Source organism: Shimia sp. Alg240-R146, from assembly GCF_947331465.1.
In the GTDB taxonomy this organism is placed as follows: domain Bacteria; phylum Pseudomonadota; class Alphaproteobacteria; order Rhodobacterales; family Rhodobacteraceae; genus Shimia.
On record NZ_CAMZOK010000001.1, the window covers coordinates 1,223,618 to 1,247,961 of the forward strand.

The following is a 24,344-nucleotide window of genomic DNA, read 5'->3' on the forward strand; positions in this document are numbered from 1 at the left end:
TGGCCGGGTGACCTGTTCCGCCCGGACAGGAGAGACTGACATGACAGACCTTTCAAACCGACCTGAGTTTTTCAACCGTCCCAACGGGGACAAGGCGCCGCTGCCCTTTAGCCAAGGCGAATACGCTCGGCGGCTTGCTGCTTTGCGCGCCATCATGAAGGCGCGGGACATTCCCGCCGTTTTGCTGACGTCTATGCACAACATCGCTTATTACTCAGGCTTTTTGTACTGCTCGTTCGGGCGACCTTATGGTTGTGTTGTCACGATGGAGGACTGCACAACTGTGTCGGCCAACATTGATGCGGGTCAGCCGTGGCGGCGGTCGGTGGACGGCAATGTGATCTATACGGATTGGCAGCGGAACAATTACTGGCGCGCGGTCGCGTCGCTGATTGGTGGCGCGCGCCGCATTGGTGTGGAAAATGACCATCTGACTCTGGCGCAGCGGGATCTGGCACTTGATATGCTGGGCACACCTGAGTTGGTGGACATTGCGCCCGACACCATGCAGGCCCGCATGGTTAAATCCACCGAGGAAATCGCGTTGATCAAGGGTGGGGCACGGACGGCTGACGTCGGCGGTGCGGCCATCCATGATGCGATCCGCGAAGGCGCGACCGAAATCGAGATTGCGATGGCGGGGCGTGACGCGATGGAAGCGGAAATTGCGCGGGCCTATCCCGAGGCGGAGTACCGCGACACATGGGTGTGGTTTCAGTCGGGTATCAACACCGACGGTGCCCACAACCCGGTCACAAAACGCGCCGTTCAAAAGGGCGATATACTGTCGCTGAACACCTTTCCGATGATTTCGGGATATTACACAGCGCTTGAGCGGACCTTGTTCTGCGGCGAGCCGGACAAGGCGTCTCTGCGTCTGTGGGAAGCCAACGTGGCGGCGCATGAATTGGGGCTGAGCCTGATCAAACCCGGTGCAACCTGTTCGGGGATCACCGCGGAAATTAACCGCTTCTTTGAGAGCGAGGGTCTGCTGCAATACCGCTCGTTTGGCTATGGGCATTCGTTTGGTGTTCTCAGCCATTATTATGGCCGCGAAGCAGGTTTGGAACTGCGTGAAGACATCGACACTGCGCTGGAGCCGGGCATGGTCGTGTCGATTGAGCCGATGATTTGGGTGCCCGAAGGCACACCGGGGGCAGGCGGCTATCGTGAGCATGATATTCTTGTTGTGGGCGAGGCGGGTGCCGAGAATATCACCGGCTTCCCTTATGGTCCCGGCCACAACATTATCGACCGCTGAAGGAACGCTGCAAGCGCGCAGGGTAGTCTGCGCGCTTGCGATACTTGCCCTGCCCTGTGTCGCCACTTATCAAAAGAGATGCGAACAGGTTTTGTGGTGGGAAACATGAAACCGTAAAACGGGACCATTGGGTTGGTGCCGTTGGGACCAGTTGGGAGGTTTCATGGCCAAAGTCATCCACTACTACGCCCATCCTGGGCACAGATTTTCTCATGCAAACAAGGCGATGTGGCAGGCAGCGCAGGCCGTGGACGGCGTGACGCGTGTTGATCTTTATGGCGAGTATCCGCGCCACGATGTGAAGATCGACAAGGAGCAACAGCGGCTGCTTGATCATGATGTGATCGTGTTTCAGTTTCCGGTGTTCTGGTATTCCGCGCCTTCGCTTTTGAAAGAGTGGATTGATCTGACGCTGGAGCACGGGTTCGCTTACGGTAAGGATGGCGACAAGTTACGAGACAAGTGGATGATGTTGGCGGTGACTGCTGCTGGGCCTGAAGCGGCCTATTCAGAAGGCGGCTATCAGCATTTTCCCCTGCGGACGTTCCTGACGCCGTTTGAACAGACTGCGCGCCTGAGCAAGATGAGATTTGCCGCACCTTATGTGTTGCACGACGCCTTGAAGAGCGACCCGAGTGCCCATGCGGCGGGGTTTGTGGAGCTTTTGGAAGGGTTGCGGGACGACCGCATTGATCTGGAAAAAGCCGAAGCTGTGGAGTGTCTGTATCGCGACAGTATCGCGTCGGTATTGCATCGGTCCGAAGGGAGCCTCGCCCAATGACTGATTTTCTGGTTCTTGCGTTTGTCTTTCTTGCTGCCGGAGTGGTGGCTGTCCCCATCGCGTCGCGCTTGGGATTGGGATCCGTGCTTGGCTATCTGATCGCCGGCGTGGCCATCAGCCCGATCCTTTCGGCACTGAATGTGGATGTCGTCGCAATCCAGCATTTTGCCGAATTTGGCGTGGTGATGATGCTGTTTCTTGTCGGGTTGGAACTTGAGCCCAAGATGCTCTGGCACATGCGGCACCGGCTGTTGGGGCTGGGAGGCCTTCAGGTTGGGGCGACCACGGTTCTGGTGACGGGGGTGGCGATGGTCTTTGGCCTGACGTGGTCCGTCGCGCTGGCCTGTGGTCTGGTGCTGGCGCTGTCTTCGACGGCGATTGTGTTGCAGACGCTCAACGAAAAGGGCCTGATGAAATCCGACGGCGGGCAAGCGAGTTTCTCGGTGCTGCTGTTTCAGGACATCGCCGTTATTCCGATGCTGGCCTTGATCCCGCTTTTGGCATTGCCGGAATTGGCGGATGTCGCCAGCCACGCTGTCGGTCACGGCACCGAGGCAGTGGCCGAGGCCGCAACACATGATGATGCGCATCACGATGATGGTCATGGCATGAACATCAACCTAGTGGAGGGCTTGCCGGCCTGGCAGGCAGCGCTCGCGACGATTGCAGCCATCGCAGGGGTGATTGTTGGCGGGGCCTATCTGACGACGCCAGCGTTTCGGTTTGTGGCGATGGCCAACCTGCGGGAGTTGTTCGTTGCGACCGCGCTGCTGTTTGTGATCGGGATCGCCTTGTTGATGACGCTTGTAGGGTTGTCACCAGCACTGGGCACATTTTTTGCAGGCGTGGTGCTGGCCAACAGTGAATACAGGCACGAGTTGGAAAGCGACATTGACCCGTTCCGTGGGCTGCTGTTGGGCCTGTTTTTCATGACCGTCGGTGCGGCAGTGAATTTTGGCGTGTTGTTCTCCAGTTTTGGGCTGTTTATTGGCCTGACGCTTGGTTTGATGACGCTGAAGGCGGCAGTGCTGTTTGGCTTGGCGTGGATTTTCAAACTGCGTGGAGGCGACAAATATTTGTTTGGCCTCGGATTGGCGCAGGCGGGCGAATTCGGGTTTGTGTTGCTGTCCTTTACGGTGGCCAACAACGTCATACCGAAAGACATTGCCGACCAATTGCTGCTGGTCGTTGCGCTTTCGATGATGCTGACGCCGTTGCTGTTCATTCTTTATGAGAAGGTGATCCTGCCAAGGCTGGTGGAAGACAGTGACAGGGACGCCGACGAGATCGACGAAACGGGCCAGATCATCATCGCCGGACATGGGCGTTTCGGGGGGGTCATCAACCGGATGATGCGGGCCGCTGGGTATAGCACCACGGTTCTGGACTATTCTTCCAGTCAGCTGGATCGATTGCGTCGCTTTGGCGTGAAAGTGTTCTTTGGCGACGCCACGCGGGCTGATTTGTTGCATGCGGCGGGCATTCATGAGGCGCGGCTTTTGGTGGTGGCGATTGACCAGCGGGAAGCAGCGACAGAGCTTGTGCGCCATGTGCGTCATGAACATCCCAAGCTTGGCATCGTGGCACGGGCCGTTGACCGGCATCATGTCTACGAACTCTATGCCGCCGGGGCGACGCACATTGTGCGCGACACGTTTGACAGCGCGGTGCGGGCAGGGCGGTCCGCATATGAAGAGTTGGGCATGCACGCCTTTGATGCCGAGATGTTGGCGCGGGCCTTTGTGGATGACGACAAGGCGTCGCTGGTGGCGTTGGCGTCGGTGTATGATCCGAGCATCGCAGCCCATGAGAACGAAGAGTACCTGGCTAAGGTCAAGGAGTTGGTCAGCCAGCGAGACGATATCCTGTCGGGCAATGGCAAGGCGTTTCTTGTGAGGACCGATCGGGGCTGGACGCCGCCGTCGCGGGAAGATCTGGACGCCGAGCAGGAAGCGGAAAAAACGTGAGCACGAACAGCGGCAAACCGGCGGTTTTCCTTGAAGGCAGCCTGATGCGGCACGTCACGCGTATGTCGTTGACGACAAGCATCGGCTTGATGGCGATCTTTGCCGTCGATTTTGTCGACATGGCGTTCATTGCGATGTTGGGCAATGACGCTTTGGCCGCGGCGGTGGGGTATGCGGCGTCGCTATTGTTCTTTACCAACTCGATCAACGTGGGCCTGTCGATAGCCGCGGGTTCGTTGGTGGCGCGCGAAATCGGTGCGGGACGGGAAGGACAAGCGCGTCAGTATGCGACAAGCGTGGCCACTTTGGGGGTGCTTGTGGGGCTGTTGCTGCCCGGTCTGATCCTGTGGAACGTTGAGGCCATTCTGGAAGCGCTGGGCGCGCAAGGAGAAGTCCTGCGTCTGTCGGCGCGCTATGTTTGGTTCATACTGCCGACCATGTGGGTGATGGCGCTTGCGATGACCGGCATGGCGGTGTTGCGCGCCTATGGCGATGCCCGGCGCGCGATGCAGGCGACGCTGTATGGCGGTGTGGTCAATGCGGTGCTGGACCCCATCCTGATTTTCGCGGTTGGGCTGGGGCTGGACGGGGCGGCGATCGCGTCGATTGCGGCGCGTCTTTGCATGATGGCGTTCGCCGTGTGGCCCGCAGTGCGCAGCTATGGCGGGTTTGCGCGGCCGTCTGTGGTCAGCGTGCGGGAAGATTTCACCGCCGTGCGGGCAATCGCAGTTCCTGCGGTTTTGACCAATGTGGCAACGCCCGTCGGCAATGCCATTGTCGTGCGGGAGGTTGCGCAATTTGGCACCGATGCCGTGGCGGGAATGGCGATCATAGGTCGGCTGATGCCGGTGGCGTTTTCGGTGATTTTCGCCCTGTCGGGCGCGATCGGGCCGATCATCGGTCAAAACTTTGGAGCGGGAAAAACGGACCGCGTCCGCGGGGCCTATTTGGCGGGCCTGAAATTCACGGCGATCTATGTGCTGTTGATGACCGCTGTTTTGTTTGTGTTGCGTGCGCCGATTGGCGATTTGTTTTCCGCCCAAGGCGAGACCCGCGCGCTGATCTATCTGTTTTGCGGACCACTGGCGCTGGCGTCGGTATTTAACGGGCTGATCTTTGTGGGCAATGCGAGCTTCAACAACCTTGGGTATCCGATTTATTCAACTTGGGTGAACTGGGGGCGTCACACGTTGGGCACCTGGCCGTTCGCCATACTGGGCGCCCAGATGGCTGGTGCGTCGGGTGTGTTGTTGGGGCAGGCGGCAGGCGGCATGATCTTTGCCGGTGTCAGCTGGGTTTTTGTGAACCGCGTGTTCAAGAAGTTGCCTAAGCCTGCGGAAGTTGACCCGCATCACCCGAATTTGAGCGGGTCGATTGATGGCTCGTTTGGGGCGCGGGTGAAGAACCGTTAGACGGAGACGGCCTCGCGCAATGTGTCTTTGGCGATGGTTTGCGCGGTGCCACTCAGTTTGACTGCGCCGCGATCCATCACAACAAACCTGTCGCCCAGCTCGTATGCAAAATCAAAGAACTGTTCGACGAGAATGATGCACATCTCGCCTTGGCCGCGCAGGTGGCGGATCACGTCGCCGATTTGCTTGATGATATTGGGCTGGATGCCCTCGGTTGGTTCATCCAGCAGCAAGAGTTTGGGGCGGGTGATGAGCGCGCGGGCGATGGCAAGTTGCTGCTGCTGCCCGCCCGAAAGATCACCACCGCGGCGGGCGAGAAAATCCTTGAGGATCGGGAAGAGGTCAAAGATCTCGTCCGGAATCTTGTGCTCGGAGCGGGGCAGGCAGGCAAAACCGGTCTCCAAGTTTTCCTTCACGGTCAGAAACGGAAAGATTTCACGCCCCTGCGGCACGTATGCGACGCCGTTCTTGGCAAGTCCGTGGGCGGAGGCCTTGGCGATGGTTTCGCCGCCAAACTGGTAGCTACCGCCGCTATGGGCGTGAGTGCCTGAGAGCGCCTTGAGCAAGCTGGTTTTACCAACGCCATTGGTGCCCATGACGCAGACAACCTCGCCGATGTTGGCGTTAAGTGAGACACCGTTGAGGATTTGGCTGCCGCCGTAGTGCAGCGTCAAGTCGTTGATCTGAAGGAGATTATCGGCCAAGGTACACCTCGATTACGCGTTCATCGCTGGTCACGTGGTCAAGCGAGCCTTCGGCCAGCACAGAGCCTTCGTGCAGCACCGTCACCCGGCAATCCAGACGACGGACAAATTCCATATCATGTTCCACAACCACCACCGCGCGGGTCTTGGCGGCTTCGACAAGCAGCTCCGTGGTGTGTTCGCGCTCAGACGGGCTCATGCCTGCGGCGGGTTCGTCCACCAGCAGAAGTTTGGGGTCCTGCGAGAGCAGCATGCCAATTTCGAGCCACTGTTTTTGCCCGTGAGACAGCTCTCCGGATTTGCGGTAGAGCGCTGCGGAGAGGCCGATCTGATCCGCGATTTCGGCGACCTTGTCGTGATCGTGTTGTTTCGGGCGAAACCCCAGAACCGCAAACGGCGAACGGTCATTTTTCAGTGCGAGCATGAGGTTTTCAGCGACGGTCTGATCTTCAAACACAGTGGGGCGTTGAAATTTGCGCCCCACGCCTGCTTGCGCGATACGGCTTTCGGTCATGGACAGGAGGGAGACCGATTTTTCACCCCAAAGGACACGGCCTTCGTCCGGCTTTGTCTTGCCCGTGATGATGTCCATAAATGTGGTTTTGCCAGCCCCGTTGGGGCCGATCACGGCGCGCATTTCTGAAGGGCCGATCTGAAAGGCGAGGTTGTTGATGGCCTTGAACCCGTCAAAGGACACAGAAACACCGGAGACTTCGAGAAGCGTGCTCATTGGTCAGCCTCCTTTTCCTGCAGCGCGCCTGCGCCTGGCCCGAGAGCTGCGCCGTGGCGGTTGGGTGCACGACGCTCGGAGATCAGATCAAACAGTCCGCCAATGCCGCGCGGCGCAAAGATGGTGACGGCCACGAACGAGATGCCGAGAAGGATCGTCCACCAGTCGACCCACTGGATTGAATAGAACCCGAGGTTGATGTCCGGTGCTTGTCCGCCGGTGAACCATGTGGACAAGAGCGAGACAAAAGCCGCGCCAATCACGGCGCCATAAAGCTTGCCGCGTCCGCCGATGGCGACCCAAACCGCGAGGTAGATCGAGGCGATGGGGGCGATCTCGGCGGGGTTGATGATGCCCGCTTGTGGGTAATAAAGCGCGCCTGCGATGCCCGCGATGACCGCGGTGAAGGTGAAAATTAAGAGCTTGTAGGCCTCAACCGAATAGCCAAGGAAGCGAACACGCGCTTCGTCATCGCGGATGGCGCGGATCACCGAGCCGAATTTTCCGGAAATGACCCACGAGCACAGTGCGAAAGCCAACGCCAGTGCAAGGGCAGACGCCCATAAGAACACAATGGAAATCGTGGATTGCGGCACGTGATCGAGACCGGGCAGGTTTTGCAGGCCCGACAGACCGTTGTTGCCGCGCAATCCGCTGTCGTTTTGAAAAAGGAACAGCGAGAGGGCGAGCGTCATGGCTTGGGTCAGAATGGACAAGTAGACACCGGTGACACGGCTGCGGAAGGCGAGCCAGCCAAACACAAAGGCCAGAAGGCCGGGAACAATCAAGACGGCGGCGAGTTGCAGCGGGAAGGAATGGGCGAGGGCCCAGATGGGCGGAAATTCGGATGCGCCAACGACGCCAAAGATTTGGGTCGCAATACCGTCGGAAACTTCGCCCGGTGTGGGCGGCAAAGGGGCATTGGCGAGGGAAGCTGTGACAATGATTTCAGTACGCGCATACATCAGCCACATGCCGATGGCATAGCCACCGATGCCAAAGAACGCCATGTGCCCGAGAGACAGGATACCGCAGTAGCCCCAGACAAGATCCATTGCGAGTGCGACCATGCAAAGGCAGAGCGTCTTGCCCAAGGTTTTCACAAAAGACGTGGAGATGACGCCGATGCCGAAGCCTTCGGCCAGGACAGTCACACCAACCGTAAAGATCGCCAGTGTTGCGAGGAAAATCAGTACTGCCGGGTAGCGGGCCACAAAGGACTTGCGGGGCGGGGTGAGTGCAATATCAGACATTTAAGCCTCCGCCGCGCGGCCTTTGAGGGCGATGATACCTCGGGGCCGAAACTGAATGAAGAAGATGATGAAGAGGATCATGTAGGTCTGTGCCGCAAGTGTATTTGACGGGTTCAGCCACTCGATGCCCTTTTGCAGTGAGCCGACCATTGTGGCCCCCAAAAGCGTGCCCCAGATGTTGCCAACGCCACCAACAACCACTGTCATGAAGCTTTGCACAATATAGTCTGTGCCCATTTCCGAGGTGACCTTGGCATAAAGACCAATGGCGACGCCCGCGATTCCGGCAATGCCTGAGCCAAAGCCAAATGTCAGCATGTTGATGCGGTCAGGGTTGATGCCCATCGACGACGCCATGCGCGGGTTTTGGGTGACGGCGCGGACCTCTAGCCCCAAGCGGGTGCGGTTCATCACAAAGAGGAACATTCCGAGGAACAGAAGAGCCAACACAAAGATGGCGATGCGGATGTAGCTGATCGAAACGACGTCGTTGATGATCCACGATCCGTCGAGCCACCCCGGAGCGGTGAGCGGACGCGCCTGCGTGCCGAAGATGTTTTTCGCCAGTTGTTGCAGCGCGATGGAGACGCCGAAGGTCGCCAGCAAGGTTTCCAGCGGGCGATGGTAGAGCCAGCGGATCACCAGTCGCTCCATAGCGACACCGGCCGCGAAGGTCACAGCAAAGGCGGCGGGGATCGCGATGATAATGGACAGCGTGTAGTCGGGCACAAAAAGCTGCACGACGTAGCCAGTATAGGCGCCCATCATGATGAATTCGCCGTGCGCCATGTTGATCACGCCCATGACGCCAAAGGTGATGGCGAGGCCGATGGCGGCGAGAAAATAAATCGACGCCAGAGAAATCGCATCAAGCGCGAGGTCTGCGGTCTGGTTAATCGCCACGCTGGTTTCAATGCCGTCGAGCACAGCCTGTGCTGCCAGAGCCACGGCAATTGGCGCATTCGTGTAGGTCCGAAAAAACTGGAACTGGGCCAATGTGGCTGTGATGTCTGCATCGGTGACAGCAGGGGCAGCGTTGCCCTGATTTGCCAGCGTTGTGTATGCGGCGAGGCGGGCGGCGTCGGTGTCTAGCGAGGCCACCTGAACACCTGCGACCTCGGTGCCGTTGATGTTGGCGATCAGTGTGTCGTGGATTGTGTCGGTAGAGATTTGCGCAGGTGCGAGGCCTTTTTCGACGAGAAAGGCATAGGCGTCCTGTGGCGGCAGTTCGACGGGCATGGCGCCTTCGGGAAGGGTCGCGGCTGCGTCGAGATCCGTGGCAACCAACGGGTTCAGCGCGGCGCGGACGTCGACACCGAGGTCTCCGGCAAAGCCGTTGATTGCGACAATGCGGTCGACGTCGTCCTCAGAGAAGCGAATGGTCAGAAGCCGTTCGAGGCGTTGTTTCTGGCCTTTGAGATCCGCGTCGGTTTCGCCCTCGATCGAGCCGCGCAGGGCCAGCAAATGGGAGGCCTCGGCGTCGCGTTCGATCGCGGTGAGCGCGGTGGCGCGGGTGGCGATGTCGGGACTGTTAAGTTGGAACTGCACCAGAGCTGCGCCAATCAGGCCGCGGATGCCGGAATTGGGTTTAAGTTGTTTGTATTCTTTCTTGGGGGCGTCGCCGAGGGCGGCGTTGCCTGCGACGTCAAAAAGCGTGAGCGTCTTGCTGTCCGCCTTTTGTGCAAAGACGAAGAGGCCAGTCTCTTTGCTGAACCACATGTCCTTGGTTTGCCAGCGTTCCAGAACCACTTGTGCATCCTCAAGACCGCTGTCGGCAAGCGCGGTGATGGCGGGCCCGATAGTTTTGCGCGAGGACTTTTTGAGGATCTCGCCGTGCTCTTGCAAGAGCATCTGGATCGGGGCGTCGGCAGTCTGGGATGTTGCCGGGAGAGCGTGCAGGCAGAGCGCCATGCAAGCGACCAGAAGGCGGCATAGGGTCAGCATATTCTGATGTCCTGAGAGGGTCTTTGGCAGGGTCCGGGCGCACCGCAGTGATGCGCCCGGAAATGTTAGCTGGTCAGATCAGTAGTTGGATTTGATCTGAACGCAGGATTTGGTTTCGGTGTTGTACATGCCGCAACCCAGTTCTTTCCAATCCGAGACCAGAACCGCAGATTCCGGCAGGAAGTCTGTCCAAGCATCGCCTGGAACTTCGGTGGTTTGGGAGATGATGTCGAACTGACCGTCTTCCTGAATTTCACCGATCAAAACCGGCTTGGACAGGTGGTGGTTTGGCAGCATTGTCGCGGTGCCACCGGTCAGGTTCGGGTACTCTTGGCCGTACATCGCTGTGCGCACTGCATCAACGTCGGTGGAACCGGCTGCAGTCGCGGCGTTCACCCACATGTTAAAGCCGATGAAGTGGGCTTCCATTGGATCGTTGGTCACGCGCTCTTCGCCCATCTTGGCCTTCCAAGCGGCGATGAAGGCGTCGTTTGCATCAGATTCTGCAGACTGGAAGTAGTTCCATGCTGCGAGGTGACCCACGAGGTTGGAGGTGTCCAGACCGGAGAGTTCTTCTTCGCCAACCGAGAACGCAACAACTGGAATGTCGTCCGCAGAGATGCCGGCAGCAGCCAGCTCTTTGTAGAAGCCGACGTTTGCGTCGCCGTTGATGGTTGAGATCACACCGACCTTTTTGCCGTCTGCGCCAAGCGCCACAACGTCAGCAACGATCTTGGACCAGTCAGAGTGGCCAAACGGGGTGTAGTTCACGAAGATATCGTCAGCGGCGATGCCTTTTTGCTGCAGATAGCTTTCGAGAATGTTGTTTGTTGTCCGTGGGTACACATAGTCGGTGCCCAGCAGCGCAAATTTCTCAACTTCCAGCTCTTCAAGGAAGTAGTCGGTCGCCGGGATCGCCTGTTGGTTGGGAGCGGCACCGGTATAGAAGACGTTTTTGGAGCTTTCTTCGCCTTCATACTGCACAGGGTAGAACAGCAGGCCGTTGAGCTCTTCGATCACTGGCAGCACGGATTTGCGCGACACGGACGTCCAGTTGCCGAAGATCACGTCAACGTCGTGCACTGTCAGAAGCTCGCGCGCTTTTTCAGCGAACAGCGGCCAGTCTGAGGCCGGGTCGACAACAACAGCTTCGATCTCACAACCCAAAACGCCACCCTTGGCGTTCTGCTCTTCGATCAGCAGCTCCATGGTGTCTTTCAAAGTGGTTTCGGAGATGGCCATAGTGCCGGACAGAGAGTGCAAAACACCAACTTTTACTGGGCAATCAGCCAGTGCGGGCATGGCAGCGGTCATCATCAATGCAGTCGTTGCGCCAAGTAGTTTAAGTGACATCGTAGATCCCTTCTTACGACGCGCAGCGGTCTTGCGAAGCATTTCAAACTCCCCCATATTCCGCCCACGCAATTTATTGCGGCGTGCGATGGACCAATGGTTCCTAGGCCGGATCCGTCGCACGTTTTCTAAGTGGGTTTTCATCCCGTGCTCACCATAAGGGCAGAGGTGCACGCCGCGTAAACATCACCGCGAAAAGACTGGACAGAAAACGAAGAGGTCGCTCAAAATTTAGACGAGAGCGCAAAATTCGCCCAAAATTTAACAGATCGTGACTCTTGGGGTGGGTTAGCCGCCCAAAATCAAGCTGCGACAGCTGTCCAGATATCCGTCAGCCAGCAGCCGCGCGGCGCGCGCGCGGGACGTGTCTTTGCTAAAGCTCGCTACGGTGAGCAGCGATGCATGTGCGTGCTTCACATCAATTCGGTGGCCGAGGATGGCACGATGGTCGGTTTGCATCGCGGCGTCGAGTAGGGAGACAAATGTCTGGCGCTCGCCCTGAAAGGCATCGGCGCGGTCATCACTGATCAGCCAGGAATGTTCCATTTCAGCGGAGAAACGTCCCGTGCAGCCAGCAATGGTTCGGGTGATGTCCTGAGCGGCATGGGCCGGTCCCGTAAGGGGCAGGAGCATGAGCAGCGTTGTGATTATCGTTCTCAAACTGACCATAAAATGAGCGTTGCCCACAAAAAACTGTGCGTCAAGGAGGCAGTTTGAAAACTTTGGCGAGAACTGGTGAGGTTTTGGACGGGTTTGCGGCGGTTTGGCTCGGCATTCTATGGATAAGACACCGCTTGTTTTGGTGTCGGGACCGTGGGCCGGGAGCTGGCGAAGGGTCTTATGTCGTGTATTTCATATTGTGCCGATCGGGCGAGCCAGCAAACGATGGCATCGCGCGTTCACGGTATGGCAAAAGCCTCTGGGCAAAACTGACGGCTTGATTTAGGAACAGGCCAAGCGGTCCCTTAGCTCAACTGGATAGAGCAGCTGACTTCTAATCAGCAGGTTGAGGGTTCGAGTCCTTCAGGGATCGCCATTTTGTCAGATTGAATCGAATTTGACGAAGTATGCCCGGTGCAGCGCGGCTTCAGAGAGACTCTATTAAGGAGTGTTGCATTACCCCGACCCAAAAGGAGCGGGTATATTGGCAACACTTATTGGATACAGACTTTACTGGGACGACAGCGGCGACGGACTGGGGATTTCCGACGGCATTTCCGGCGGCACTGAGACCGCGACGATTTACTCGGACTCCGATCTTCCATTGGGCACGGGTTCGGTCGATTATCCGACAACGGTTGGTATCGTCACGGGCGTGTTTTATGAATACGCAGGTGATACGTACTTTGTGCCGGATGACTCTGCGGGCTTTCCGCCCATGGAAGCCGGTGTCATCACCAGTTTTACGGACGCGATTGACGGCACCACCGGCGGCGATGACCTGAATGGAGCGGCCGGAGATGACGTCCTCCATGACACGGATCAAAATCTTTACTCGGCAACGGGTAATGACCGGATAAACGCGGGGTCCGGTGACGATACCGTGGTGTTTGGCGACGGCAATGACACGATCCGAGGCGAAGATGGTAACGATCAGATTGGATCATGGTCTTTTGGCAGTGGCAACAACCTGATTGATGGCGGCTACGGTGATGACGCGATTATCGGAGGGTCCGGAGACGACCAAATCATCGGCGGCGAAGGCAACGACTGGATGGCGGGCGCCGGTGGGCGGGACACCATGGATGGCGGAGACGGTTACGACCAATTTTGGGTAACCGACGACCACGATCACGCCGACATTACCGGCGGTGAAGGTTATGTTGACTGGGACATTGTGGGGTTTGGCAATTGGGCCACGAACAGCGGTGTGAACGTCACCTTTTCTGGCGACGAAACCGGTAGTTTTGTCTTTCAGGACACGGCCACAAACGGCGTTTTTCGCGAGATCGAGCACATTATTGGCACGGACAACGGCGACAATATCGACGGCTCGGCCAACAGCCGCAGCATGACGCTCGAAGGACGTGGTGGAGACGACTTTATCTTCGGTGGATCTGGTGACAACTACATCAGCGGCGGATCGGGCGCGGACACGCTGAGTGGTGGGGCGGGTTCGGACACGCTGACTGGCGGGGACGGGAACGACCTGTTCATTGTGCATGAAACTGACGACACCACAGATGTGCATGGCGAGGGCTGGTGGGACACTATTCAGTTTCAGGATGAAGGCACCGGAGAAGGCGCGGTTGTTACCTATGAGGGTGACACATACGGCACCTATTCTATCGGCGGCGCGTCCGGCAACTTTTCAAGCATCGAGCAGACCGAAACTACAAACAACGACGATCTTGTAGATGCCAGCGCAAGTAACTGGACTGTCGTGACATCGATGCTGGACGGAAACGACACCTTTTTGGGGGGCAGCGGGGATGACCGTGTTTGGGCCGGCGATGGCGAAGACTCCATCGATGCGGGCGATGGAGATGACGAGGTTCACGGCGAAAGCGGCAATGACATCATTCACGCCGGGCACGGGCATGACACGATTTACGGCGGCGACGGGGCGGACCGCATTGATGCGGGTCAGGATAACGACTTGGTGGACGCTGGCGAAGGGAATGACATTGTTGACGGTGGCAGTGGTCAGGACCTGATTTTTGGCGGCGAAGGAGAGGATTATCTTGGTGGCGGAAGTGGCAACGACACTCTGATTGGAGACGATGGTCACGACACGTTGAGCGGCGGTACCGGCAACGACATCCTGAAAGGCGGCTCAGGGGACGATCTTTTTGTTATGGCCGACAACGGCGGGTATGACGTCATTGACGATTTCCGACTTGATGGCGTCGAGCATGACCAACTGGATGTCACCGGCTTGACCGATGCGTCGGGAAATCCTGTAACTGTGGGCGATGTGACCGTCAGTAGCGATGGCAGCGGCAACGCGGTTTTGACCTTCCCTGGTGGCGAAGGCATCCAGTTGAACGGGATTGATCCGGCGACGTTGACCATTCCCAAATTGGTGAGCATGGGCATTCCCTGCTTTGCGGCGGGCACGCGCATTCGCACGCCATCGGGGGATGTACCGATTGAGAGATTGAAAGTCGGGGATTTGGTGCAGACGCTGGACAATGGGATGCAGCCTGTACTTTGGGTCGGTCGACGGCATTTGACGCAGGCAGACTTGGCCGAAAACCCGAAGCTGCAACCGGTGCGTATTCGGGCGGGCAGTCTTGGCAACGAGCGTGATCTGATCGTGTCGCCACAGCACGGGATGGTGACGACACATTCCGGCGAAAGCCCAACTTTGGCGCGCGCAATCCATCTGGCACGAGATGGCGGGCCGGGGTTTCGGGTGGCGCGGGGCATCAAGTCGGTGACGTACTATCACCTGATGTTTGAGAGCCATGAAATCATCATTGCGGAAAATGCACCCAGCGAGAGCTTTTATCCCGGACCGATGGCTTTGAATGCGCTGGCACCGGCAGAAAGAGCAGAAGTAGCGGCCCTGTTTCCGGAGCTTTTGGCCAATCTTGGGGCGTTGGAAGTTTACGGCCCCACCGCGCGCCAGTTCTTGGTACGCAAAGAAATCACGCGCGATGTTGCGGAGAAGTTTAGTCCTGCCCGCGCGTTTGGGTAGGTGGCTGCGGGACTAGGGGCACAGGCACACTTTCGTGTCGCAAAGCGCACATTGGGTCGCGAGGGGTTCGGAGATGGCATCCGTATACAATCGGTCAAAGGCCTCGGGGCCTGCGATCCGGACCGGTGCGTGGCGCTGATATTTGGACTGATCCGCCAGCAACCAAACAGCGTTGGCGCGTGACATGGCCGCTTGGCTGACGGTGATTTCGTCAATGTCGAAGTCAAACGCCTCTGCTGTTTCGGTCAATGCGGAGCATCCGAGAATGGCGTAGTCAAACGCAAACCCGTTGACCATTTGTGCCGCGACCTGTCCGACAAGGCCGCCGTCCTCAGGGCGGGGGCGTCCACCGGTTAGCAGCACTTCGCAGCGCTCATTGGCGGACAGAATGCGGGCCACGTTGAGATTGTTCGTCACGACCAGAAGGCCATCATGGCCCAAGAGTGCCTGAGCGAGCGCCTCGGTGCTGGTGCCAATGTTCACAAAAAGCGAAGAGCCGTTTGGAATGTCTTTGGCGGCGGCGGCAGCCATAGCGTCTTTGGCTTCGGCATTGACGCGGCGGCGTTCCTCATAGGCGATGTTGCGCACGCCCGAGGGAAGCATTGCGCCGCCGTGCACCCGTTCCAGAAGCCCCGCATTGGCCAGTTGCGTCAGGTCGCGGCGGATGGTTTGCACAGTGACGTCAAAATGCAGGGCCAGGGCGTCAACGGTGACTTTGCCTTGGGTGCGGGCAATTTCGAGGATGTCGTGTTCGCGAAATGACGAGTGCATAGGCGCGGTCCTGTTGGGATGCGGAAATATTGCATGAGTGTTTGCCAGAGCATCTACGGTTTGCAAGGGAAATGCGTCAAAGCGATGGGGGCATTCCGCAACGAAAAACCTTGGCGACTTGCATATATCGCTCTGTCATCCGTTCAAAAGGCAGTCACGGGCGACGTATTGAAACCAAAAGCGGGCGGGCTCATTATTTTGGGCATGGGTCCTTTCGAAAGCGGTCGAAGCCGGTGATGAGACTGATCGCTGAATAAGGGCCTTTGGGCATTCTGCCCTTGACTGGCAGTGGAAAACGCTATTCGAGTGTGCTCGATAATGTTCGTGAGTGTTCGTATGGCTTCAGATAATCAACAAACAGTAGATATTTTTGTAATTGGTGGCGGCATCAACGGATGCGGTATCGCGCGGGATGCAGCGGGCCGTGGTTTGTCGGTGGAACTTGCGGAGATGCACGATCTGGCGTCAGCCACATCAAGTGCATCCACCAAATTGTTTCACGGTGGGCTGCGCTACCTAGAATACTTTGAGGTGCGCCTTGTGCGGGAGGCGTTGATCGAGCGCGAGACGCTGCTGCGGGCGATGCCGCATATTAGCTGGCCAATGCGGTTCGTGTTGCCGATGCACCGAGAGATGCGGTTTGACAACGAAACGCCGACCTCGCGGTTGCTGACCGTTGTGATGCCGTGGATGAAGGGGCGCAGGCCGGCATGGCTGATCCGGCTTGGGCTGTTCATGTACGACCACTTGGGCGGGCGTGAGATTTTGCCCGGTACACGGTCGGTGGATTTGTCTGACGATGAGGCCGGTGTGCCGTTGCAGGATAAGTTCAACCGCGCCTTTGAATACAGCGACTGTTGGGTCGAGGACAGCCGTCTTGTGGTCCTGAACGCACGGGACGCGGAGGCGCGCGGAGCCACCATTCGCACACGTACCAAGGTGGTTTCGGCGCGGCGGGAAGGCGATCTATGGCGGGTTGAGACAGAAAATATGGACACCGCCGAGCGGTCGACGCGACATGCGCGTGCGCTGGTGAATGCGGCTGGGCCGTGGGTGGCGGATGTGATCGAAGGCGTGATGGGCCAGAACGCCAGCGCCGGTGTTCGCCTTGTGCGCGGTAGCCACATTGTGACGAAACGCCTTTTTGATCATGACCGTTGCTATTTTTTCCAAGGCACGGATGGCCGGATTATTTTTGCCATTCCGTATCAGGAAGATTTCACGCTGATTGGCACCACCGACAAAGAGCACCTTGATGCTGATGTGCGTCCGGAATGCACAGATGAAGAGGCGCTCTATCTTTGCGAGTTTGCATCGCAATACTTCAAACGCCCTGTCACAATGGATGATGTGGTCTGGCGCTATAGCGGTGTGCGGCCACTTTATGATGACGGGGCGACGTCGGCGACGGCCGCGACGCGGGACTATGTGCTTAAGCTGGACGGCGACCACGCGCCGGTTCTGAACGTGTTTGGCGGCAAAATCACCACCTATCGAAAACTGGCTGAGGCAGCGATGGCCAAACTTACGCCGTTTTTTGCGCAGGCGTCGGGCGCTTGGACCGCCGGAGTTGCGATGCCCGGCGGCGATTTTGCGGTTGCGGACGTTGACCTGGTGATTGCGTCTTTACGAGCGGACTACGGGTTTCTGAGCGCGGCTTGGGCCAAACGGTTGGTTCGTGCCTACGGCATCGAGGCGCGCGAAATTTTGGGGGCGGCACAGAGCGAAAAAGATCTGGGCCTTGGTTTTGGCGCCACCCTGACGGAGGCCGAGGTCACTTGGCTGATAGAGCGGGAATACGCGGCCAGCGCCGAGGACATTGTCTGGCGGCGTTCCAAGCTCGGATTGCGCCTGTCGACGTCTCAAATCGAGACCTTGGAAAGCTTTGTTGCGGCGGCGCGGCAAAATGCGCTCCAAGAAGGCGACGCGAAGAATTGATCTTTGCCCTTTTGAGGCCTATAGGAACCCTGCACGTTGCTGCCGTGCAGGGTTTTCTGTTGCGGTGGCGGAGAAGGATTTGACGAGAATTCCGGCGGACATCGCCTGTGAACGACCCGATACCAGACACCCCGAACCCGAAAAAAGGTTGTGAGAAAATGGCAGAGAACAAGACCCCAGACATATTGTATACCATTGTAGACGAAGCGCCCGAGCTGGCCTCGGCGTCGTTTTTGCCGATCATTCGCAAGTTTGTGTCTGCTGCTGGTATCACTGTTGGAACCCCTGATATTTCGCTGGCCGGCCGCATCATCGCGACCTTCCCAGAAAACCTGACCGCAGAGCAGCGTCAGTCCGACGATCTGGCCGCGCTGGGTGAATTGGTAAAGACACCTGATGCCAACGTCATCAAGTTGCCCAACATCTCGGCATCGGTGCCGCAGTTGGTTGGCGCGGTCGAAGAGCTTCAGGCGCAGGGTTACGCCATTCCGTCCTATCCAGAAGAGCCCAAGACAGACGAAGAAAAGGCGATCCGCGCCCGTTTTGACGCCATCAAAGGGTCGGCCGTGAACCCGGTTTTGCGCGAAGGCAACTCTGATCGTCGTTCTGCCCGTGCCGTGAAAAACTTTGCCCAGAACAACCCGCATTCGATGGGCACATGGGACAGCGCGAGCAAAACCAAAGTGTCGTCCATGCCGGGCAATGATTTTTATGCCAACGAAGTGTCCGCCACCATTTCGGCAGATCAAGCTGGTGACGCGAAGATCGAATTTGTTGCCGCCGATGGTGCCGTGACGGTTCTGAAAGACAGCTACCCGCTGGAAGCTGGTACCATTGCTGACGCGACTTTCATGTCCGCCAAAGCGCTGGGCGCCTTTCTGGCAGACGCGATTGAAGACACCAAGGCCGACGGCACCATGTTCTCGCTGCACATGAAAGCCACGATGATGAAGGTCTCTGACCCGATCATCTTTGGTCACGCTGTCAAAGCATGGCTGGCGCCAGTGTTCGAAAAATTCGGCGCGGAAATGGCCGATCTGGGTGTGAACCCCAATTCCGGCATGGGTGACTTGTTGGACCGAGTCTCTGGCAACGCCGACATCATGGCTGCGATCGACGCCGTGACCGCGGACCGTCCGGGCATGTATATGGTCGACAGCGACAAAGGTATCACCAACCTGCACGTGCCATCCGATGTGATCATCGACGCCTCGATGCCAGCCGTGATCCGCGCAGGCGGCAAGGGCTGGGACGCGGCAGGCAACAAGGGTGACACCAACTGTGTGATCCCCGATCGCTGCTATGCCACCGTTTATGATGAATCCATCAACTTCTTCAAAGCCAACGGCGCACTTGACGTGACCACCGCAGGGTCGGTCGCCAACGTTGGCCTGATGGCGCAGAAAGCTGAGGAATACGGTTCTCACCCGACGACGTTTGAAGCGCCTGCCAACGGCACTATCCGCATCGTTCTGGCCAATGGTGAGACCCTACACAGCCACAGTGTTGAAACCGGCGACATCTGGCGGTCGTGCACCGTGAAACAGGCGCCGATCGAGAACTGGATCGAATTGGCGCTGGATCGTCAGCGTTTGACCGGTTCCGAGGCGATTTTCTGGCTGGACGCAAACCGCGCCCACGATGCGGAGCTGATCAAATACGTGACCCCTGCGCTTGAAGCGGCAGGCAAAGCGGATCTGTTCATGATCCTCGCACCACGTGAAGCGACAGCCCAGTCGCTGAAGACCATCACGGCAGGCAACGACAGCATCGCCATCACTGGCAACGTGCTGCGCGACTACCTGACCGATCTTTTCCCGATCCTTGAGCTTGGCACGTCGGCCAAAATGCTGTCGATCGTGAAGCTGATGAAAGGTGGCGGTCTGTTTGAAACCGGCGCTGGTGGGTCCGCACCAAAACACGTGCAGCAGTTGGTTGAAGAAAACCACCTGCGTTGGGACTCGATGGGTGAATTCTGCGCGTTGGGTGAAAGCCTGAACTTCCTTGCAGACGTCAAGGGCAACGCCAAAGCCGGTGTTCTGGGTGTGGCTGCCGAGGCCGCAACGCAGGGCATTCTGGACGACAACCGCAGCCCGTCGCGCAAAGTTGGCCAGCCTGACAACCGCGACAGCCACTATTGGTTCGCGCGCTACTGGGCCGAAGCCTTGGCAGCACAATCCGACGACGCTGCGCTTGCGGCAGAATTTGCCGGTGTGGCCAAAGCATTGGCCGATGGCGAAGCAACCATTCTGGCGGAGTTTGCTGCCGTGCAAGGTCCGGCTGCAGACATCGCGGGCTACTACCGTCCGTCGGTTGAGCTGAAGGCGAAAGTGATGCGCCCCTCTGCGACGCTGAACGCGATTATTGGCTAAAGCTGAGTAAGCGTTTGAGACATGGAAGCCGCCCTGAGAGGGGCGGCTTTTTTGGTTGGGAAGTTGCCAACATTGCCTAACGCAATGGTTGTGTTGCGGGCATCCGTTCGCCTATCTTTCGATTGGGCAGACTGAAAGTAACAAATGACGGAACTCCAAGACGCGGTGAGAGAAGCCGCTTTTTCAGAAGACGCAGACGCGTTTGAAGTCGCCTTGGCGGCTTGTGTTCAGGCCGATCAGTTGGATGGACTTTGTGACATTCTGACGGAGGCGTTGTCTCAGGACTGGCATTTTCGCCACGAGGATGTCGCGCGCGCGATTCAGCAATTGCGGTGTCCTTCAGCGGTAGCGGCACTTGAAGCGCGCGCTTTGAATTGCCCGAGCTATCTGGAGTGGGACGACGATTTCGCGCTTGCCCGCAAATGCAGCTGGGCGCTTGCCGACATCGGAACGCCAGAAGCGCGGGCTGCTTTGGAGCGGTTGTCGCGATGTGACATTCCGAAAGTGCGAGGCTTTGCGGCGAAACGCTTGGCGCCGACAAAGCAACAAGTTTGGCCAAAGTATGCAGAAAATAAAAGGCCCAAACGCAACAAACGCTCTGATAATCTCTTGATTTTTGGGGTGGCGGTGATCGCGTTGACCTGTTTTGAGTTCTTTCTTCAGGCCAAGCAATGGAGCGGCTGGAAGAACAGCTGCCCGCCGGACGGCCGCACGTTCAGCGACGCAGAAATTGTTGCGTCAGCGAAATCTTACATGGCGCGCGTAAACGACCAAGATGGGTTTGATTGGCAAACTGCCGAGTTGACGCGAGCTCCGATCAATCTTTTGAACGGTGACGAGGATGGCATTCAAATGGCAAAGTTTACTGTTCAACCATTTGAAAAAGTCGAGAGTGTTACAGTTACCTTGAAAGACAATTGCATCGTGGATTTTGCTTGGTGGGTACCGGAGCAATAGAGAGTGCGCTAGCAATTCGATTTGTCCAAATGCGGCGTTCATCGGGTCGCAGTATCGCGTGAAAACGGACCTTTGCATCCAGTTTGATCTCCAAGCAACCCAAAGGGAACGCCATGAGAATCCGCCGTATCCAGTTGGGCGATTTGGCAAGGAAGCTGAATGATCGCTTGTTGAGCTGTTGTGTGGTTTCGGGTTCCAGGTTTTTGCGGTCTGCAACGTCGCGGAACGCGAGATTGCTGGAGAAAGGCACGCTGTTCACATCCTCCGCTTTCCCCGCTATGAAACGCTATAACATTTCCAGAAGGACACTCGCGCAATGACCACGCTCAGCATCGACCCGCAACGTCTAAAAACCGTGCGCAAGGCGCGCAAATTGGGGCGTTCGAAGCTGGCCAAAATGGGTGGCATCACTGAGCGCCAGCTGACCAAGCTGGAAACCTCCAAAGCTGCGAGCCTGCCAGAGCCCGCTGCAAGCCGCCTTGCCGCTGCGCTGCAGATCCCGACGCAGGCGCTCACCGGCGAGTTGCCTTTGATCGAAGACGATTTGCAGCCCAAAAGCACCTGTACCAGCGGTTGCTGCGGATGAGATCGACCGCGGTCTAAACTCAAAGAAAAATTTCCGTTTTGCGACCTGCGCCATGTCGCGGGTTTGCATGACAAACCCAAAATGACACAGTCACCCTCTTTGTAATGAAAACAGGGAGTGGGTCATGAAGATCGGATTTATTGGGCTCGGCAATGTGGGCGGCAAGCTGAGTGGCAGTTTGCTGCGAAATGGGGTGGACCTGACGGTTTATGACCTGAATGCAGACCTTGTAGCGGCGAAGGTTGCGGCAGGCGCCACGGCGGGCGAGGGTCCGGCGCAGATGATGGGCGATTGCGATGCAGTGATCACTTGTTTGCCGTCCCCTGCGGCCTCCGATGCGGTCATGGCAGAGATGTTGCCAGCGGTCGGGCCGGGTAAGATCTGGATGGAGATGTCCACGACGGATGAGGCAGAGGTCAAGCGGCTGGGTGGCTTGGTCATCGCGGCGGGAGGCGCGGCGGTGGATTGCCCGGTTTCAGGCGGCTGTCATCGCGCGGACACCGGTAACATCGCGATTTTTGCCGGATGTGACCGCGATACGTTTGAACGTATCCTTCCCCTATTGACCACCATGGGGCGACGGATTTTGCACACTGGCGATCTTGGGTCGGCCTCTGTTCTTAAAGTGGTGACAAACTTCCTTGCGACGGCGCATCTTGTGGCGAGTGCAGAGGCGCTAACCACCTGTGCGGCGGCGGGCATGGACCTCAACACGGCCTATGAGGCGATCAAGATCAGCTCGGGAAATTCCTTCAGCCATATAACCGAAAGTCAGGTGATCCTGAATGGCAGCCGCGACATTTCTTTCACGATGGATCTGGTGAAAAAGGACATCGGCCTGTTTCAGGAGGTGGCCAATCGCGCTGGCGTGCCGTTGGAAATGAACCCTCTGATGATCAATATCTTCGACGACGGTATCGCGCGTTATGGGGAGCGGGAACTGAGCCCCAATATCATCAAGCGGTTGGAAGACGCAGCCGGTGTGGATGTGCTGGCGCCGGGCTTTCCTCCCGAGATGTTGGACGACGAGCCGGAAGAACCGGGTTACGAGGTGATCCCCCAGGGGCGCGGCTAGGCGTTCTTTAGGCTCTAACCCGAATGGGTTTGAGCCATGCGCAACCGCGAAAGCGGGCAGGCGTGGTTTGCTGGATCAGATGGTCTGGTCGTATTCGCCCACACTTGGTTCCGTGCGGATCACAGCATCGATTTCGGCAAAGATCGCGCGCATCTCGTCTTCGCTTTGGGCGCTTTCGATGACGACCACAAGGTTCGGCGTGTTCGAGCTTGCCCGCACCAATCCCCAGCTGCCGTTGTCCAGAATGACGCGGGCACCGTTTACGGTCACGACGTCTTTGATCGCGCGACCTGCCATTGTGTCGCCGGCCTCGTGTTTGGCGACCAGTTTTGCGACCAGACGGTCCAAAATGTCGTATTTTTCGGTGTCCGCCGCGTAGGGCGACATGGTTGGTGTCGACCATGTTTTTGGCAGTGCCTTGCGCATGTCCGACATTTTCATATCAGGGTTGCGATCCAGCATTTTGCAGACCTCAACAGCGACACGCATGCCGCAATCATAGCCACGGCCAATAGGTTCGGCGAGGAAGTAGTGGCCGGATTTTTCAAAGCCCGCCAATGCGCCCAGTGCATGCACACGACGTTTCATGTGGCTGTGGCCGGTTTTCCAATAATCGGTCTTGGCACCAGTGGCCAAGAGTTCGGGATCGGCGGCATAAAGTCCGGTGGATTTCACGTCGGCCACAAAGGTGGCGTTTGGATAGATCTTGCCCAGATCCTTGGCCATGATTACGCCAACCTTGTCGGCAAAAATCTCTTCGCCTTCGTCATCCACAACGCCGCAGCGATCGCCGTCACCGTCAAACCCCAACGCCAGATCGGCACCGGATGCTTTGACGCTGTCGGACATGTCATGCAGCATCAGCATGGCTTCGGGGTTCGGGTTGTAATGCGGGAAAGTGTAGTCGAGGTCACAATGGCTTGGCACCACTTCGACGCCGATGCGTTCCAGCACTTCGGGGCCGAATGCAGCGGCGGTGCCGTTGCCCGTGGCGCAGACAACCTTCAGTTTGCGGCTCATTTTGAAGTCACCAACAAGGTCGTCGATGTACGCCTCGCGGACACCGTCCACGATTTCGTGCTTGCCGCCATCATGGGCGTCAAAATCACCGTTCAGCACGATGTCGCGCAGTTCTGCCATTTCATCCGGGCCATGGGTCAGCGGGCGTTCAAAGCCCATTTTCACGCCGGTCCAGCCGTTGGGGTTATGGGAGGCAGTGACCATCGCCACGGCGGGCACATCTAGATGGAACTGTGCAAAATAGGCCATAGGCGATAGGGCCGGGCCGATGTCTTTGACGTGGATACCTGCCTTCATCAGGCCGACGATCAGCGCATATTTGATGGCCACGGAATAGTCGCGGTAATCGTTGCCGACCGCAATCACCGGGTCGATGCCTCGGCGGCGCATTTGTGTGCCCAACCCAAACCCAAGCGCGGTCATGCCGGGCAGATTGATCGCCTCAGGATACTGCCAGCGCGCGTCGTATTCGCGAAAGCCTGTAGGGGCAATCATCGGGTCACGGAGGAATTCCCAAGTGTTTGGGCGCACGTCAGGCAGGGGCTTTTTCATAAATCGTCTCTCGGTCACTGTTAAA

Annotated in this window: 18 protein-coding genes and 1 tRNA gene; 11 read left to right on the forward strand and 8 right to left on the reverse strand. The window is 57.8% G+C overall.

Annotation, left to right across the window (positions count from 1 at the left end; genetic code table 11):
* The first annotated feature begins 40 nt into the window (after positions 1–40).
* The 4 genes from PG871_RS05930 (at position 41) to PG871_RS05945 (ending at position 5,421) form a co-directional block, all read left to right on the forward strand.
* Positions 41–1,261 carry an aminopeptidase P family protein gene (locus PG871_RS05930; RefSeq protein ID WP_270727143.1) on the forward strand — a complete coding sequence of 407 codons (1,221 nt, stop codon included), beginning with the start codon at positions 41–43 and terminating at the stop codon, positions 1,259–1,261.
* A 163-nt stretch (positions 1,262–1,424) separates the two neighbouring features.
* Positions 1,425–2,042 carry an NAD(P)H-dependent oxidoreductase gene (locus PG871_RS05935; RefSeq protein WP_270727146.1) on the forward strand — a complete coding sequence of 206 codons (618 nt, stop codon included), beginning with the start codon at positions 1,425–1,427 and terminating at the stop codon, positions 2,040–2,042.
* Complete coding sequence (locus tag PG871_RS05940) at positions 2,039–4,009, forward strand: cation:proton antiporter domain-containing protein (protein ID WP_270727148.1); 1,971 nt, start codon at positions 2,039–2,041, stop codon at positions 4,007–4,009. The genes PG871_RS05935 and PG871_RS05940 overlap by 4 nt, the downstream gene beginning before the upstream one ends.
* Entirely contained in the window at positions 4,006–5,421 is a 1,416-nt protein-coding gene (locus PG871_RS05945; RefSeq protein WP_270727149.1) for an MATE family efflux transporter, read from the forward strand. Before PG871_RS05940 ends, PG871_RS05945 begins: the two co-directional genes overlap by 4 nt.
* Here PG871_RS05945 and urtE read toward each other — a convergent pair.
* The 6 genes from urtE to PG871_RS05975 all read right to left on the reverse strand — a co-directional run bounded on the left by urtE (position 5,418) and on the right by PG871_RS05975 (position 12,038).
* On the reverse strand, positions 5,418–6,125 hold the full coding sequence (gene urtE / locus PG871_RS05950; protein ID WP_270727152.1) for an urea ABC transporter ATP-binding subunit UrtE: 708 nt from the start codon (positions 6,123–6,125) through the stop codon (positions 5,418–5,420). The genes PG871_RS05945 and urtE overlap by 4 nt on opposite strands.
* Positions 6,115–6,855 (reverse strand): urea ABC transporter ATP-binding protein UrtD, encoded by a 741-nt coding sequence (gene urtD / locus PG871_RS05955; RefSeq protein ID WP_054002605.1) that lies wholly within the window; start codon positions 6,853–6,855, stop codon positions 6,115–6,117. Before urtD ends, urtE begins: the two co-directional genes overlap by 11 nt.
* Positions 6,852–8,108, reverse strand: coding sequence for an urea ABC transporter permease subunit UrtC (gene urtC, locus PG871_RS05960; protein WP_270727162.1), 1,257 nt, complete (start codon positions 8,106–8,108; stop codon positions 6,852–6,854). The genes urtD and urtC overlap by 4 nt, the downstream gene beginning before the upstream one ends.
* Complete coding sequence (gene urtB, locus PG871_RS05965) at positions 8,109–10,052, reverse strand: urea ABC transporter permease subunit UrtB (protein ID WP_270727164.1); 1,944 nt, start codon at positions 10,050–10,052, stop codon at positions 8,109–8,111. It abuts the gene before it with no gap.
* Positions 10,053–10,130: 78 nt separating this feature from the next.
* Entirely contained in the window at positions 10,131–11,405 is a 1,275-nt protein-coding gene (urtA, locus tag PG871_RS05970; protein ID WP_270728730.1) for an urea ABC transporter substrate-binding protein, read from the reverse strand.
* A 288-nt stretch (positions 11,406–11,693) separates the two neighbouring features.
* Entirely contained in the window at positions 11,694–12,038 is a 345-nt protein-coding gene (locus PG871_RS05975; RefSeq protein WP_270727166.1) for a hypothetical protein, read from the reverse strand.
* A 326-nt stretch (positions 12,039–12,364) separates the two neighbouring features.
* Between PG871_RS05975 and PG871_RS05980 the strand changes: the two genes are divergently transcribed.
* Positions 12,365–12,441, forward strand: a tRNA-Arg gene (locus PG871_RS05980).
* Positions 12,442–12,549: 108 nt separating this feature from the next.
* Positions 12,550–15,048: a Hint domain-containing protein gene (locus PG871_RS05985; RefSeq protein ID WP_270727168.1), complete on the forward strand. Its 2,499-nt coding sequence runs from the start codon at positions 12,550–12,552 to the stop codon at positions 15,046–15,048.
* Between the two features lie 12 nt (positions 15,049–15,060).
* Here PG871_RS05985 and PG871_RS05990 read toward each other — a convergent pair whose 3' ends face one another.
* Entirely contained in the window at positions 15,061–15,819 is a 759-nt protein-coding gene (locus PG871_RS05990) for a DeoR/GlpR family DNA-binding transcription regulator (RefSeq protein ID WP_270727170.1), read from the reverse strand.
* 336 nt (positions 15,820–16,155) lie between these two features.
* Between PG871_RS05990 and glpD the strand changes: the two genes are divergently transcribed.
* From glpD to PG871_RS06015, 5 genes are all read left to right on the forward strand, one after another.
* Entirely contained in the window at positions 16,156–17,757 is a 1,602-nt protein-coding gene (gene glpD, locus PG871_RS05995; protein WP_270728732.1) for a glycerol-3-phosphate dehydrogenase, read from the forward strand.
* Positions 17,758–17,915: 158 nt separating this feature from the next.
* Positions 17,916–20,129, forward strand: a complete 2,214-nt coding sequence (locus PG871_RS06000) for an NADP-dependent isocitrate dehydrogenase (protein ID WP_270727172.1) — start codon at positions 17,916–17,918, stop codon at positions 20,127–20,129.
* Between the two features lie 144 nt (positions 20,130–20,273).
* Positions 20,274–21,086: a HEAT repeat domain-containing protein gene (locus PG871_RS06005; RefSeq protein ID WP_270727174.1), complete on the forward strand. Its 813-nt coding sequence runs from the start codon at positions 20,274–20,276 to the stop codon at positions 21,084–21,086.
* Between the two features lie 316 nt (positions 21,087–21,402).
* Positions 21,403–21,672: a helix-turn-helix domain-containing protein gene (locus PG871_RS06010; RefSeq protein ID WP_270727177.1), complete on the forward strand. Its 270-nt coding sequence runs from the start codon at positions 21,403–21,405 to the stop codon at positions 21,670–21,672.
* Between the two features lie 124 nt (positions 21,673–21,796).
* Entirely contained in the window at positions 21,797–22,747 is a 951-nt protein-coding gene (locus PG871_RS06015) for an NAD(P)-dependent oxidoreductase (protein WP_270727180.1), read from the forward strand.
* A 75-nt stretch (positions 22,748–22,822) separates the two neighbouring features.
* Here the strand turns inward: PG871_RS06015 and PG871_RS06020 are convergent, their stop codons facing one another.
* On the reverse strand, positions 22,823–24,319 hold the full coding sequence (locus tag PG871_RS06020) for a phosphomannomutase/phosphoglucomutase (protein WP_270727183.1): 1,497 nt from the start codon (positions 24,317–24,319) through the stop codon (positions 22,823–22,825).
* Positions 24,320–24,344: the final 25 nt, after the last annotated feature.